Genomic DNA, 14,883 nt, shown 5'->3' on the forward strand with positions numbered 1-14,883 from the left:
CTCCTGATGAAGCCTACTTTGGTAGGCAGAGATACGCTGCATGAGCTGGATCAACCACTTAAGAAGTTAGCTTATGTGTCCAACCATTGGGGTCCACTTCTAATGAAAAGCCCTCTCCTCTTATATAACAAGCGTCATTAGTAGAAATAGAGGTAAGAGGCCGATACAAAAAAGCCCCTCACCGAAATGAAGGGCTAAGTATCTTACTCATCAAGAGCTGGTTTATTACAGCATACGCACTACAGAAGGGTGAACTGCGCGATACATAGCGTAATCAATCGCCTTCATGTTACTTGGAAAAACCAAGTTCTCGCACAATAAGTAAGTCTCTACGGATGTATCAATATAGAAGGCTTCGCTGTAGGACTCACTTGCCCAATCCAAATCACCATCTAATTCAGCGTGCTTACCTCGAATCACGTAAGACAGAACTGAATCCCGAATCTCAAGTGCTTGGTTCAAATGCTGCTTAGCTAAATCAATATCGCCAGCAATGGTTTCATTAAGAGCGAGAGCTTCATAAATTCGTGGTTGAATTGGCCCTACCATCATTTTCGTATTGGTTTCCAACTTCTCACTCAGTTGCTGAACTCTCCCCTTCCGTAGTTCTAATGCCGGATCAAGCGCATTTTGTACATGATAGGCAATCAGCAGTTCAGCCTGTACATAAGCATTATCTGGTTCAAGCTCAAGGATTTTCTCCATCAAGTCGATGCCATGCTGGAATTGATTCGCATCGGACACGTTTAAGTAGTGGTTTGCTTCAACAAACAACTCTGCCGCGTCAGGGTTCATTGGCATACCAGCCACCAGCACTTTTGATTTCAATTTTGCGTCTGGCACTTTCAATGCGCGCATCAAATCTAGAGAGGCTTGCTGCATAACCGACTTCAAATGGCTATTGGTTAACGCGTATTGGCGGCTGAACAAAACCTTTTCTGAAGAGTTATTGCGATATTCCACCTCAAGGAAGCTACCACCATCGTTTTCTTTGACGCGCACCACCACAGATTTCCCCGGCACAATACCCGTCGTAAAGGTCGCCTTTTTCAGCATCACTCGATAATCACTGACTTGAGCTACATCTGCCATCAACTTCTGTGCAAACCCGTCAGCTAAGTCATAGCTGCGGCCTTCTTTGCTGAAGTTATCCTGAAACTTGAATTCGATAAGGTGAGTATCAATAGCTTGCGTAATGCGCACTTCTGATTGCTTGTAGGTAAACACGCCCATCACCACAACCAAAATACTGATCCAAATGAAATTCATTAATCCGAGTCGCCAAGGGCTAATCTTATTTGGTTTACGCGGCGCTTTTTTTTCTTTCGACATCTCGCACACAGCGCGAGTTAATGGTCCGGCAGGAAATGCGATGGATGGTACAGGCGCCTCGGGCTGCTCCTCTTCTGCTTCTTCAACAATAGGGGGAAGGATTTCGGCATTGCAATGACGACTTGCAAGGAATTCCTCGTGTGTCATTGGGGTCACATTCGCCACCAGCTTGTAACCACGCTTAGGCACAGTGATCACGTAGCTGATGTTTTCTTCTCGACCATCTCGTAGAAGTTTGCGCAGTTCGAAGATCGACTGTGTTACGACTTGATCCGTCACAATCGCGCCCGCCCAAACGTATTGGATCAGCTCTTCGCGATTGAACACTTCACTAGCGTGCTCAGCAAGAAAATGCAGCAAATTAATTAAGCGTGGCTCAACGGTAACTTCCCTGTCTTGTCGATACAGCTTATTTTCATCAACGCTCAAAACCCAGTCATTGATTTGAAAATAGACTCCAACCATGTATGAAAACTCTCGTATCTGATAGACAGCGTCGCTTTAGGAATAGATAGAACTACACATTCTTACAGTCGACTAAAGCCGAGATTATAGGTGGGAATACGGCTTGAACCTAGAAAAGCAAGCCGCCAAAAATGCAAACTTAAATTAAATGATGCAAAAGTGAGACTATTCAAGGGCTGCTAAAATCGAGCAGTGGCTTGCATCGTCATTGTTATGACCACAACACGCGTCGTTTATCTTCTTTAATGCAGTGCGAATTTTAGTTAGTTCAGCAATCTTCTCATCAATTAAAGTTAACTTTGCAGAAGTAATGGCTTTTACCTCCGCACAGCTGTGTTCTGTTGCCTCTAATTTGATCCCAAGAAGTTCCTTGATCTCATCTAAGCTCAAGCCAAGCTCTTTCGCTTTGAGAATAAAACGCACCTGCTTTTGGTTCTCTTCGTTATACAGGCGATAGCCCGAATCACTTCGTCCTGCGGGTTTGATGAGCGCATTTTTCTCATAGAATCGCAGTGTATCGGCAGTCACACCACAGCGTTTCGCCAGTTCACCTATCTGAAACATAACTTTCCTTATTAACTATCTCGTTACTTTTAAAGCCAAAGATCGAGTTTTTTGCAATTATTTTTGAGATGCCAAACGATTGCGCGAGCTTTTTTGTAATAAATTGGTTAGAATACGCGCCATCAAATAGTGGAGACTGTTTTCTAAGCATGAAAACGCCTCGCAAAGGTCTTTACCAAAACTGGCCAATATTTTACCCCAAGAGGTAAAAACAAGTTCATTTTTGGCAAACATCTTTAACTCCGTGAATTTGAGGAAAATGGAAGCATGAACAACGCTCGTCCTATTCGCCGTGCGCTTATCAGCGTATCAGACAAAACAGGTATTGTTGAGTTTGCACAAGCTCTTGCTGAGCGCGGTGTCGATATCCTATCTACTGGTGGTACGGCTCGTCTACTTGCAGAACAAGGCATCGCTGTAACAGAAGTCTCTGACTACACTGGTTTCCCAGAAATGATGGACGGTCGCGTTAAAACGCTTCACCCGAAAGTTCACGGTGGTGTGCTGGGTCGTCGTGGCCAAGATGATGACGTGATGGAAAAACACGGCATCAACCCTATCGATATGGTTGTTGTTAACCTATACCCATTCGCAGAAACCGTTGCTAAAGAAGGCTGTACGCTTGCTGATGCAGTTGAGAACATCGACATCGGCGGTCCAACAATGGTTCGCTCTGCAGCGAAAAACAACAAAGACGTAACTATCGTTGTGAACGCTCACGACTACAACCGCGTGATCGCTGAAATGGACGCGAACGACAAATCTCTAACACTAGAAACTCGCTTCGACCTTGCTATCGCAGCATTCGAACACACGGCTTCTTACGACGGCATGATCGCAAACTACTTCGGCACTATGGTTCCATCTTACGGTGAGAACAAAGAAGGTGACGAAGAGTCGAAATTCCCACGTACTTTCAACCAGCAATTCGAGAAGAAGCAAGACATGCGCTATGGTGAGAACAGCCACCAAGCCGCCGCATTCTACGTAGAAGCAAACCCACAAGAAGCATCTGTTTCTACTGCTCGCCAAATCCAGGGTAAAGCCCTTTCTTACAACAACATCGCAGATACTGACGCAGCACTTGAATGTGTGAAAGAGTTCAACGAGCCAGCATGTGTGATCATAAAACACGCGAACCCATGTGGTGTAGCTCTAGGTAAGGATATCCTAGAAGCGTACAACCGCGCTTACCAAACTGATCCAACATCTGCATTCGGCGGCATCATTGCATTCAACCAAGAGCTAGATGCTGAAACAGCAACCGCTATTGTTGAGCGTCAATTCGTTGAAGTAATCATCGCACCTTCAGTTTCTGCTGAAGCGATTGAAGTGGTTGCGGCGAAAAAGAATGTGCGTCTACTTGAGTGTGGCGAATGGACAACTAAAACAACTGGCTTTGACGTGAAACGCGTGAATGGCGGTCTACTGGTTCAAGACCGCGACCAAGGCATGGTAAGCCTAGACGACCTAAAAGTGGTTTCTAAGCGTCAACCAACAGAAGAAGAGCTGAAAGATGCACTGTTCTGTTGGAAAGTAGCAAAATACGTGAAATCAAACGCGATTGTTTACGCAAAAGGTGACATGACTATCGGTGTAGGTGCTGGCCAAATGAGCCGCGTTTACTCTGCGAAGATTGCAGGTATCAAAGCTGCAGACGAAGGTCTAGAAGTTGCAGGTAGCGTAATGGCATCTGACGCATTCTTCCCATTCCGTGATGGTATCGATGCAGCTGCAGAAGCAGGCATTAAGTGTGTTATCCAACCGGGTGGCTCTATGCGTGATGACGAAGTTATCGCAGCAGCAGACGAACACGGCATGGCGATGATCTTCACTGGTATGCGTCACTTCCGCCACTAATTAGTTTTTGGTCCTCCCCCTTATAAAGGGGGAGTTAGAGGGGGTCTGTTGTACGTACACGACTTACCCCTCCCAACCTCCCCTTAATAAGGGGAGGAGCGAAATCAAAGGAAATATTATGAATATTCTTATCATTGGTTCAGGCGGTCGTGAACACGCACTAGGTTGGAAAGCGGCGCAAAACCCAAATGTTGAGACTATCTTCGTTGCTCCAGGTAACGCAGGCACAGCACTTGAGCCTAAACTAGAGAACGTAAATATCGCAGTAGAAGACATCGCTGGCTTGGTTGCTTTTGCAAAAGAGAAAGCTATCGAGCTGACTATTGTCGGTCCTGAAGCACCGCTGGTTATCGGTGTTGTGGATGCTTTCCGCGAAGCAGGTCTGCCAATCTTCGGCCCGACACAAGCAGCAGCGCAGCTTGAGGGCTCTAAAGCGTTTACCAAAGACTTCCTTGCTCGTCATCAAATCCCAACGGGTACCTACGCAAACTTCACTGAAATCGAGCCAGCTCTTACTTACGTACGTGAACAAGGTGCGCCGATTGTGGTGAAAGCTGACGGCCTTGCTGCTGGTAAAGGCGTTATCGTTGCGATGACACTAGAAGAAGCGGAAGATGCAATCAAAGACATGCTAGCAGGCAACGCATTTGGTGATGCTGGTAGTCGTGTCGTTATCGAAGAGTTCCTAGATGGTGAAGAAGCAAGCTTCATCGTTATGGTGGATGGTGAGAACGTTCTGCCAATGGCCACCAGCCAAGATCACAAACGCGTAGGCGACAAAGATACCGGTCCTAACACAGGTGGCATGGGTGCATATTCTCCTGCTCCAGTGGTGACACAAGAAATCCACAACCGCATCATGGAAGAAGTGATTTACCCAACGGTACGCGGCATGGCTTCTGAAGGTAACCCTTACACTGGTTTCCTATACGCGGGTCTGATGATCGACAAAGACGGCACTCCGAAAGTGATCGAGTACAACTGCCGCTTCGGTGATCCTGAGACGCAACCTATCATGATGCGTATGGAATCGGATCTTGTTGATCTGTGCCTAGCGGCAATCGACGAGAAACTGGATCAAGCGGAATCGAAGTGGGATCCACGAGCATCGATTGGTATCGTGCTAGCAGCCGGCGGCTACCCAGCAGCATACAACAAAGGCGACGTAATTTCGGGGCTGCCACAAGTTGAAATTGAAGGCGAAAAAGTCTTCCATGCTGGTACAGATAACAAAGACGGCGACATCGTGACAAACGGTGGTCGCGTTCTTTGTGCAACGGCACTTGGCAACAGCGTATCAGAAGCGCAGCAGCGTGCTTACGAGCTTGCAAAACAGATCAGTTGGGATGGTATGTTCCATCGTAACGACATCGGCTACCGTGCGATAGCACGTGAGCAAGAAAAATAAAAACAACTTCAGTTGGCTAAAAAGACAAAAGGCGCACTCAGCGCCTTTTTTATTGTTCTTGTTCGAAAGAATTCGAAGTCATGTCTATTCAGAGATCAACTTTGGTCGTGGTACACAATCAAAGTCATCATCATTGAGCATCAGCAATTCATCAACGGTCGCCGCATTACGCGACTCTTTACCAATAAACGCAATGTAACTGTCCACTGACGCCAATCTATCAATCACAAACTTAGGTAGGGTCTGATTAAATTCCAACGTCGTAAACTCTCGCCCTTTGCAGGTTTCGAACGTTTCACCATCCCAATAACCTTGGATTAGGCTCTGGCCATCACGAGATTGTTTCTTGATAGACGTAACGACATCGTTCGCCTCTTGCTTGTAACGCTCTAACTGGTCGCGCTGTAAGGGCAGCACTTTCCCATTCACACGGTACTGCTGATAGACCGCGTCACCATCTTTATTGAATCGAATGTGGATTTGAAAAGGCACCAATCCTTGTTTGGCATCGAGTTGCTTACCTTTTCGAATCAACTCTCTTAGCTCACCATCATCCCAGCGATAATCACTCTGGTACGAGCCGTAATTTCCCATTGTGACATAGTCTGCTGCCGTACTGACGCGTGTAAGACGCTCTGTCATCCAATATAAACTAGTTGCATCACCAATGATTTTCCCGCCTGAGAAATGGGTAAATTGGTCAAGATTTGGGGTTTCAACAGAAGAACAGCCAACAAGAGCGAGGCTTGATAGAAGAAGTGAAGTGAGTAGATGTTTTTTCATGAAATTGCACCGAGGCAGGATACCTCGGTGCATTTTAACTTAGTTTACTGATTCTTTCAGCGCTTTACCTGCTACGAATGCAGGTACGTTAGCTGCTGCGATTTGAATCTCGTCACCAGTCTTAGGGTTACGACCAATACGTGCAGCACGGTGGTTTACTTTGAATGTACCAAAACCAATTAGTTGAACTTGGTCACCCTCTTTAAGAGCGCCAGTAACACCCTCAAGAGTTGCTTCAAGAGCAGCTTTAGCTTGTGCTTTAGATAGGTCTGCTTTCTCTGCAATAAAGTCGATTAATTGGGTCTTGTTCATTAGGTTTCCCTTCTCATATGTTATCGAATTCATCTCACTCTAAAACATAAATGCCCCACCTGGCAAAGGTTTGTAAGCGATCTTTCGATTTTCTGACGTAGTTTTAGCCATAATATGAGTAATAACTCACAATTTGTTACTACTTGTACGGGGAAAGCTCTTGCTTTCTAATGCAATAAGAACGATTTATAGGGCGCTTTTGCGGTTATAATCGCTTAAAATCCCGACTATCACATTACATTCAAGGGCAACTATGCTGCTGTTATCCATTTATATCTCTATTGCTATCGGCATTTCGTTTATCTGTTCGGTACTGGAGGCGGTACTTCTTAGTATCAGTCCGAGCTACATTGCGCAGCTCAAACAACAGGGGCACCCTGCTTCTGCTCAGTTAGAAAAACTGAAAGCAGACATCGACCGACCACTGGCTTCGATCCTGACGCTGAACACCATTGCTCACACGATCGGTGCAGCAACGGCAGGTGCACAGGCGGCGGTAGTGTTCGGTAGCGAAGCGCTTGGTATCTTCTCTGCGGTACTGACACTGGCGATTCTTGTTCTATCAGAAATCGTACCTAAGACGATTGGTGCAACTTACTGGCGCCAACTTGCACCATCTGCGGCGGTATCGCTACGCTGGATGGTATGGGCACTAACACCATTCGTATGGTTCTCTGAGCAAATCACTAAGCGTCTAGCTCGTAACCACGAAGCACCAAAAATGCGTGATGAGCTGTCTGCTATGGCTATTCTGGCAAAAGAAAGCGGTGAGTTCGCAGAAGGAGAATCAAAGATCCTAAGCAACCTACTTGGTATTCAAGATGTGCCAGTAACACAAGTTATGACTCCGCGCCCAGTAGTATTTCGCGTTGACGCGACCATGACCATCAATGACTTTCTAGAGAAGCATAAAGAGACGCCTTTCTCTCGCCCACTGGTTTACAGCGAGCAGAAAGACAACATCATTGGTTTTGTGCACCGTCTAGAGCTGTTCAAGCTGCAACAATCAGGCAGCGGCCAAAAACAACTTGGCTCGGTCATGCGCCCTATCCAAGTGGTACTGAACAACACCGCTCTGCCTAAAGTGTTCGACCAGATGATGACTCACCGCCTGCAGCTAGCGCTTGTGGTTGACGAATACGGTACAGTACAAGGCTTGGTAACGCTAGAAGACATCTTTGAGCACCTATTGGGTGAAGAGATCATCGATGAAGCGGATAAGAGCACTGACATGCAAGAACTGGCTTACCAACGCTGGGAAAGCTGGAAAGAAAAGCACGGCGTAATTGAAAGCCGCGATGACGATGAAGAAGAGGAAGAACTGGAGAAACAGGACAAAGAGCCAGAAGCTCAAGAGCCAACCAAACCAGAATCTAAAGAATCGTAATCAGCATGGGGCGTAATCGCTCAAACGCAAAAACAAAAAAGGCATCCAATCTGGATGCCTTTGTTTTATCTATTCAACGATTAAAGTGCGATGCCGATGTTACTCACGGCTTCTTCGCGTAGTTCTTCACGCAAATCTTTAATCAAGCAGATGTCGCGTTCTACCGCTTCACGCAGTGGGCGGAAGATAGCCCATTGAACATCCCACTCTTCACATACGGCTTCATTTTCTTTTTGATTGTCGTTGGTGATTGGCTCTGAACCTTGTGCTTGTTCTAGGTCAGCCACGGTTTTTACCGACTGTTGGCTCACTTTAAGCATTGAATCGAAAAGGTAGTCGCGATCCAACAGACCGTGCAACAGCGTCGACAAGCTCTGACACGCATCCATCGCTGGATAAACACCGTAAAAATCGAATTCATCCGCAGTTGGGAACAACTCTTCTAACTTCTCTAATTGACGTTCAAAGTTAATTTTCGCGTTCTTAACCGTCAGAATTTCCCATACACTATCAAGAATCGCTCGGTAAGCACGTGGCTCAGCAAATTCTGTATTCTCACAAAACATCGCATAGTTTGGATACATGCGTTCACACAGACACGCCATGAAGGTAATTTGTTGCCAAGGTTCTAGTTTTTCCAAACGAACCTGAAGAGGATTCTTAAGCATAGTCACTCAATCATTGAAGAAAAAAACAGCGAAAGTGTACTTGATTCATCACAGGGAAAAAAGTTAATGCAGCATCCAAATCAGATTTTCCTGCTCTCAGAGCATCGCGACACCTACGAAACGTTACTGGCAGAGAAAAATCTGCCCGATCTTTGCCTCACCGACCAACCTGAAGAAGCTCAGATCGTACTGGCGGATCCACCATTACTACCACAAAGGTTAGACGAGTTTTCACAGCTTGAGTGGGTGCAATCCACATTTGCGGGGGTGAACGCTTTAATGTCACCGGATCTGCGCCAAGATTACACTCTGACCAACATACGCGGTATTTTCGGCCCATTAATTGCCGAGTACGTAATTGGCTACTGCATTGCTCACTTCCGCCACTTTATGCAATACCACCAGCAACAGCAGAACAAGCAGTGGCAACCGCATCTGTACACCTCGCTGCAAAACAAAACCATGGTGATTCTTGGTACAGGCAGCATAGGTAGCCACTTGGGTAAAGCGGCACAATTGATGGGCATGAAAACCGTAGGGATCAATCGTACTGGTATCCCAACTTCTGGTGGCGAATTTACTCAAACCTTTCATATCAATGAACTGGCAAGCGCATTTCATCAAGCGGACATTGTGGTAAATACACTGCCGAGCACGCCAGACACTCAACGCTTACTCAACAGCGAGGTGCTAAGCCACCTTAATCAGGCACTGTTATTTAATGTCGGAAGAGGTGATGTGATTGATGATACTGGTCTATTGCTCGCGCTCAAGAATCGTTGGGTCGAACATGCTTTTCTCGATGTGTTTGAACAAGAGCCACTCTCACCGCAACATCCTTTTTGGAAACTTCCGCAAGTAACCATCACACCCCACATCGCAGCATTGAGTTTCCCTGAGCAAGTGGTCGACATTTTTGCAGACAACTACTTGAGTTGGCGAGACGGGTTCTCTCTAAATAATCAGGTCGATTTCGATAAAGGGTATTAACCATCTTATGTCTTTAGAAACATTGCTAAAGCAAGTACGAGCCTGCCAGATCTGCGCAGACGATTTACCTTTGGGTGCAAATCCTGTCGTACAAGCAGAAAAAGACGCACGCATCCTAATCATCGGACAAGCGCCAGGGACGCGCGTACACAAAACCTCGATACCTTGGAATGACCCAAGCGGCGATCGGTTACGCCAATGGCTCGATATCGACAAAGACACTTTCTACGACCCAAACAAAATTGCTATTGTCCCGATGGGATTCTGCTATCCTGGCAAAGGAAATTCAGGCGATTTGCCACCTCGTAAAGAATGCGCGCCTGCTTGGCATAAAAAGATTCTAGATCAGTTGCCCAATATAGAGCTGACGCTACTGATTGGTCTGTACTCACAGCAGTACTATCTCACCAACAAACCAAAGACGCTCACGCAAACTGTTCAGCAATGGCAGGACTGGGAGCCTGACTTTATCCCGCTTCCTCATCCTTCTCCACGCAACACATTGTGGTTAAAGAAGAACCCTTGGTTTGAATCTGACGTCGTGCCATACCTTAAAAAACGCGTTCACTCGATGCTCTAGGTTACCTATGATCTAATTGCTTGTTTATCTGTACAAGAAAATTAGCACACAAGACCAATAAAAATAAGTCGTTGTTTATAATTAACTTTAATATCTAACGTACAGTTTAAATAGTAATTAGATCATGATAGACCAAATACTACCAGAGCTGTACAGCCTTGCGTTTCAGATAAAAAATCTGACTTTTAGGAAAAAAATACCGGCACTGAAGGCCGGTATTTAATTTCAAAAATTCGAAGTTACTTGTGGTACGGCTTAGACAGCTCGTGCACCGCTTCCACAAACACACCTGCGTTTTCTGGCGGCACATCCAAGTGGATGCCGTGACCTAGGTTGAACACGTGACCAGTACCTGCATCGCCAAAGCCTTCTAGGATACCCGCGACTTCTTCACGGATACGCTCTGGTGAAGCGTAAAGCATTGATGGGTCCATGTTACCTTGTAGAGCCACTTTGTCACCGATACGCGCTTTTGCGTCTGCGATGTTGATGGTCCAGTCTAGACCTACCGCATCACAGCCCGTTGCTGCGATTTGCTCAAGCCACATGCCACCGTTCTTAGTGAACAGCGTTACTGGTACGCGACGACCGTCGTTTTCACGAATCAGACCATCCACAATCTTGTGCATGTATTGCAGTGAGAACAGGTTGTAGTCACGAGGTGTCAGTACACCGCCCCATGTATCAAATACCATCACCGACTGTGCACCCGCTTTAATTTGCGCGTTTAGGTACTCGATAACGCTGTCTGCTAACTTATCTAGAAGTAGGTGCAGCGTTTGTGGTTCTGCGTACATCATCTTCTTGATCTTGGTGAACGCTTTCGAGCTGCCGCCTTCAACCATGTAAGTCGCCAGTGTCCATGGGCTACCAGAGAAACCAATCAGTGGAACGTCACCGTTCAAATCTTTGCGGATTTGACGCACTGCGTTCATTACGTATTGCAGCTCGCCTTCTGGATCCGGCAGACCGATCTTTTCTACGTCTGCTTTGCAAGTGATAGGCTTATCGAAAACCGGACCTTCACCCGCAGCAAAGCGAAGTTCTAAGCCCATTGCATCTGGGATAGTTAGGATGTCAGAGAACAAGATCGCTGCATCAAGAGGAAAACGGCGTAGTGGTTGAAGCGTTACTTCTGACGCCAACTCCGCGTTTTTACACAAAGACATGAAATCGCCCGCTTGCGCACGAGTTGCTTTGTATTCTGGTAGGTAACGACCTGCCTGACGCATCATCCATACTGGCGTGTAATCTACTGGCTCTTTTAAAAGGGCACGCAGATAACGATCATTTTTTAATTCAGTCATTCCGTAATTCCAATTGTTAGGCTTTCTTTGAAAGGGGGTATTCTATCACTGATTTAAGGCTAATAGCTGTGTGCTTTGCAACCTGGATCAAGTTATTAACTTTTAAATCAGTGCTTAATTTGCACCCAATCGGTATCAGTGTTAAAAATTTGTGCGCTAGCGAAAACTACAATTATAAACTGAGTACCCGGTACTCAGCATCTCATAACGACATCTTACTTACCCCCTCCCTCTCGGAGGGTTTTTTTTATCTATTTTTCAATGAATTAAAAAAGCCACCTTGCGGTGGCTTCATATTTCATAATCATGATTGGCAAACTTTTTTCATGACCCCTTTTACATATCCTTTGGATAGGTAAGTCGGACACAAGGTCTCCCGCACCGATTGCGAGTCAATAATGTAATTCTCAAAGTTTGTTAGTGCCGTGTTAGCACACCCATTTGTTGCGACTTCTTTAGCCAGCGCAAACTGAGAATTACTCGGTCGATCAAGCGTATACAACAACGCATTCGAGACCTTTTCATCTTCACAATATTCTGGAGACTGCTTGACTGCCGCAGCATAGAATGGAATCGAGAGAGATTTAGAGACATTCTGGAACACCTTTGTCCCTTCTTCAAAACTTACGCTGCCTGCTGGAGAGAGTTCGGCGAGCAGTTGACCGTAACTCTCAACACACCCTTCCATCGAATACTTAATGCAAGATTGCGCTGCCGGAACTAAAGTTTTTGCGAAGCTTTGAGTAAAGTCTTTGGATTCAGACAGAAACGCATACTCAGTGAGTAGCTGTTGCCCTAGACCAATTGCGCTATCTGCCGCTCCAGAAGAGACGTAATTATTGAAGGCACCAGTCGCGGCATCCGCCACGAGAACTTGCCATGCATCATCTCGTTTTGAAGGACGAATATCGTTCGCATGAGCGAGCAGTTCATTCCAGCTTTGCGTTTTATGAAGAGCAGTTAAGTCCTCCATGGAATAACGCTCTTCCACCGCAAAAGCTGGAAAGCTAGATGCCACGGCAAGTAAAGGTAATAATATTTTGTTCATTACCTTAGTTCCACGCTTGCTTGAGGTACTTCAGTGTTGAAGAGTCGTACGCCGCGTTCGGGTTCAAAGCAACATTGAGAACGCTACCACCATCATCAAGAGAGAATCCCGCTTTACGCGCCTCAACGGAATCTTGACCAACGAATTGGATCTGCTGAACTTTCTGAAATTCTTCTTTGTAAAGCGCGGCATGCTCAGTCGTCGTACATAGCTTGACCATATCGTCATAGATATTGTTGATTAAACTACCAAGCCAGCCCGTGGTTTTTACTTCGTCTAAGCGAGCTTCAGCGAAGTCGTAGTCATCCCATGCAGCCCAATCAAAGTTCGTTGCTAGAGCTTCATTGCCACAAGCAGCTTGCACTTTTGCGACGTTTTCCGTCATGGTATTTTCGGTCAACATACGCTTCGCTTTCGCTTCAATACTTGCCTGTGCCGAAACACTCACCAAAGAGAGAGACGCAATACCTAGCCATAACGCTGATCTGTATTTCATTAGACATACTCCTTTATTAATCATTGTGTCATTACAGAATGCTGTGCCAGGTCAGTCTAACAACCCCTTTTGTCTCAAAAGTGATTCTACATTTTCCTTTAATCGCTTTACGAGTCGACTCTCAAGCCTGCTGAATATCACTAATTGTTTGCTCAATTAGCGCTCGTGCAATCGTTCCTTCTGGTGCGACTGGCGGCATCTCGTCAACACCAAACCATTGCGCATCGGATAACTCAGTGTAGTCAGGGTTCAATTCACCAGAGTCAAAATCGGCCAGAAAAGCCATCATCATGCTAGATGGAAACGCCCACGGCTGGCTGCCAAAGTAACGAATGTTTTTCACATGTACGCCCGTTTCTTCGTGCACTTCACGGGCCACACATTGCTCTAAGGTTTCCCCAACCTCTAAAAAGCCCGCAATCACGGTGTACATACCATTTCGGTGACGAGGGTGCTGTGCCAATAAAATCTGGTTATCTTTGCGTACAGCGACAATGATGCACGGGAAAATACGCGGATAGTGCAAAGTACGGCACTCTCCACACTGCATCGCCAGTTGATTGTTATTGAGGAAGTTACGACCGCCACATTGTGGGCAAAAACGTAGGCTCTGTGTCATGTGGCCATATTGAATCGCTTTGCTGATCAGTAAGAAAAGCGCTTCTTGAAAATGCAGGCAATCACGCAGAGAAACCAGTTCTAAATCATGGTCTAAATCCGACAGATTGATCCACATTACTGGGGCGCCTTGGTATTCACCTATCTGCCTTGCGCTGCCCTCTGGCAGTGAGTACTGCTCTGCACTTCCGAAAGGAATAGCACCATCCACCAGCCAAACATCGCTTCCTGAAACAACACACCAATGGGCATTTTTCGTACGGTTAACTTCACCTTTTCTTAACATTACAGCGTCCCTTTGCTTGAAGTTCATTCATTTTACTGGCAATCTAATTTCATACCAGAGTTTGTCGTTCGCCAATTTTGCAACTATAAATTCTAGTAAGGACAAGAGTTTGTAATCACTTTACTAACTTTGCTTTGCAAAGGATACGTTCGCCAATGGGCGATCAGATCATGAGGGCATGGTCATGCTAAAAAAATTCAAACAAACACAAGACCAATGGGGCGGCTCAAGTGACGTTATCGACCATTGGCTGGAAACGAGACAATCTCTGATTGTCGAATATTGTAAGCTTGCAGCACTGCAACCTTGTTCGAAATCCAATGTCATTGAACTCCCTTCACCTGACGAACTTCAGCACTTCTGCCAACACCTTGTCGACTACATCTCCGAAGGTCACTTTAAAATCTACGATATGGTGATGGACAAGTGGAAAGCCACTGGCTTTGTCGCGACAGATGAAATAAACCAGACTTACGCGAAGATCGTCCTTACTACTGAGCCGTTACTGAACTTTACCGACAAATACTCGGATGTTTCCGCTGAAGATGAATTGTCTGATTTTGATCAAGACATGTCTTTGATTGGAGAAATCATTGAGACACGTTTCGCGGTAGAAGACCACTTGATTCAGTTGATTGCCGACAGTTTAGCAATGCCGCCTGGCGCATAGCGAGAAGCGAGAAGCGAGAAGCGAGAAGCGAGAAGCGAGAAGCGAGAAGCGAGAAGCGAGAAGCGAGAAGCGAGAAGCGAGAAGCGAGAAGCGAGAAGCGAGAAGCGAG

General features: G+C 46.0%; 16 protein-coding genes. 6 read left to right on the forward strand and 10 right to left on the reverse strand.

Features of this window, described 5'->3' with window-relative positions:
• Positions 1-225: 225 nt before the first annotated feature.
• The 3 genes from cadC to KIV40_RS35555 form a co-directional block, all read right to left on the reverse strand.
• Positions 226-1,797 (reverse strand): lysine decarboxylation/transport transcriptional activator CadC, encoded by a 1,572-nt coding sequence (gene cadC / locus KIV40_RS21110; RefSeq protein ID WP_285351146.1) that lies wholly within the window; start codon positions 1,795-1,797, stop codon positions 226-228.
• Positions 1,798-1,962: 165 nt separating this feature from the next.
• Positions 1,963-2,361: a Zn(2+)-responsive transcriptional regulator gene (gene zntR, locus KIV40_RS21115; protein WP_005433620.1), complete on the reverse strand. Its 399-nt coding sequence runs from the start codon at positions 2,359-2,361 to the stop codon at positions 1,963-1,965.
• Between the two features lie 57 nt (positions 2,362-2,418).
• Complete coding sequence (locus KIV40_RS35555) at positions 2,419-2,595, reverse strand: hypothetical protein (RefSeq protein ID WP_005433622.1); 177 nt, start codon at positions 2,593-2,595, stop codon at positions 2,419-2,421.
• A gap of 33 nt (positions 2,596-2,628) precedes the next feature.
• Between KIV40_RS35555 and purH the strand changes: the two genes are divergently transcribed.
• Positions 2,629-4,221 (forward strand): bifunctional phosphoribosylaminoimidazolecarboxamide formyltransferase/IMP cyclohydrolase, encoded by a 1,593-nt coding sequence (purH, locus tag KIV40_RS21125; protein WP_285351148.1) that lies wholly within the window; start codon positions 2,629-2,631, stop codon positions 4,219-4,221.
• 118 nt (positions 4,222-4,339) lie between these two features.
• Positions 4,340-5,629 carry a phosphoribosylamine--glycine ligase gene (purD, locus tag KIV40_RS21130; RefSeq protein ID WP_285351150.1) on the forward strand — a complete coding sequence of 430 codons (1,290 nt, stop codon included), beginning with the start codon at positions 4,340-4,342 and terminating at the stop codon, positions 5,627-5,629.
• A gap of 84 nt (positions 5,630-5,713) precedes the next feature.
• On the opposite strand, the gene KIV40_RS21135 is transcribed toward purD, so the two are convergent.
• Both KIV40_RS21135 and KIV40_RS21140 read right to left on the reverse strand, forming a co-directional pair.
• Entirely contained in the window at positions 5,714-6,412 is a 699-nt protein-coding gene (locus tag KIV40_RS21135; RefSeq protein ID WP_285351151.1) for a DUF1481 domain-containing protein, read from the reverse strand.
• Between the two features lie 39 nt (positions 6,413-6,451).
• Positions 6,452-6,724 (reverse strand): HU family DNA-binding protein, encoded by a 273-nt coding sequence (locus tag KIV40_RS21140; RefSeq protein ID WP_285351153.1) that lies wholly within the window; start codon positions 6,722-6,724, stop codon positions 6,452-6,454.
• Positions 6,725-6,977: 253 nt separating this feature from the next.
• Here KIV40_RS21140 and KIV40_RS21145 point away from each other — a divergent pair, with 253 nt between their 5' ends.
• Positions 6,978-8,111 (forward strand): CNNM domain-containing protein, encoded by a 1,134-nt coding sequence (locus KIV40_RS21145; protein ID WP_005433628.1) that lies wholly within the window; start codon positions 6,978-6,980, stop codon positions 8,109-8,111.
• 80 nt (positions 8,112-8,191) lie between these two features.
• Here the strand turns inward: KIV40_RS21145 and KIV40_RS21150 are convergent, their stop codons facing one another.
• The gene (locus KIV40_RS21150; protein ID WP_285351154.1) at positions 8,192-8,779 is read right to left on the reverse strand and encodes a DUF416 family protein; all 588 of its coding nucleotides are present in this window, start codon (positions 8,777-8,779) and stop codon (positions 8,192-8,194) included.
• A 66-nt stretch (positions 8,780-8,845) separates the two neighbouring features.
• Here KIV40_RS21150 and KIV40_RS21155 point away from each other — a divergent pair, with 66 nt between their 5' ends.
• Positions 8,846-9,769: a D-2-hydroxyacid dehydrogenase gene (locus KIV40_RS21155; protein ID WP_285351155.1), complete on the forward strand. Its 924-nt coding sequence runs from the start codon at positions 8,846-8,848 to the stop codon at positions 9,767-9,769.
• A 7-nt stretch (positions 9,770-9,776) separates the two neighbouring features.
• A complete protein-coding gene (locus KIV40_RS21160) occupies positions 9,777-10,349 on the forward strand; it encodes a uracil-DNA glycosylase family protein (RefSeq protein ID WP_285351157.1) in 573 nt (190 codons plus the stop codon).
• 239 nt (positions 10,350-10,588) lie between these two features.
• On the opposite strand, the gene hemE is transcribed toward KIV40_RS21160, so the two are convergent.
• The 4 genes from hemE to nudC form a co-directional block, all read right to left on the reverse strand.
• Positions 10,589-11,656 (reverse strand): uroporphyrinogen decarboxylase, encoded by a 1,068-nt coding sequence (hemE, locus tag KIV40_RS21165; RefSeq protein WP_005433634.1) that lies wholly within the window; start codon positions 11,654-11,656, stop codon positions 10,589-10,591.
• 304 nt (positions 11,657-11,960) lie between these two features.
• Positions 11,961-12,704, reverse strand: coding sequence for a hypothetical protein (locus KIV40_RS21170; protein WP_285351159.1), 744 nt, complete (start codon positions 12,702-12,704; stop codon positions 11,961-11,963).
• A gap of 4 nt (positions 12,705-12,708) precedes the next feature.
• Positions 12,709-13,200 carry a hypothetical protein gene (locus KIV40_RS21175; RefSeq protein WP_285351162.1) on the reverse strand — a complete coding sequence of 164 codons (492 nt, stop codon included), beginning with the start codon at positions 13,198-13,200 and terminating at the stop codon, positions 12,709-12,711.
• Positions 13,201-13,321: 121 nt separating this feature from the next.
• Positions 13,322-14,104 (reverse strand): NAD(+) diphosphatase, encoded by a 783-nt coding sequence (nudC, locus tag KIV40_RS21180; protein WP_045384493.1) that lies wholly within the window; start codon positions 14,102-14,104, stop codon positions 13,322-13,324.
• Between the two features lie 178 nt (positions 14,105-14,282).
• On the opposite strand from nudC, the gene KIV40_RS21185 reads away from it, so the two are divergent.
• Positions 14,283-14,774, forward strand: coding sequence for an Rsd/AlgQ family anti-sigma factor (locus KIV40_RS21185; protein ID WP_010650836.1), 492 nt, complete (start codon positions 14,283-14,285; stop codon positions 14,772-14,774).
• Positions 14,775-14,883: the final 109 nt, after the last annotated feature.

The sequence above is a fragment of the Vibrio sp. D173a genome, from assembly GCF_030248475.1.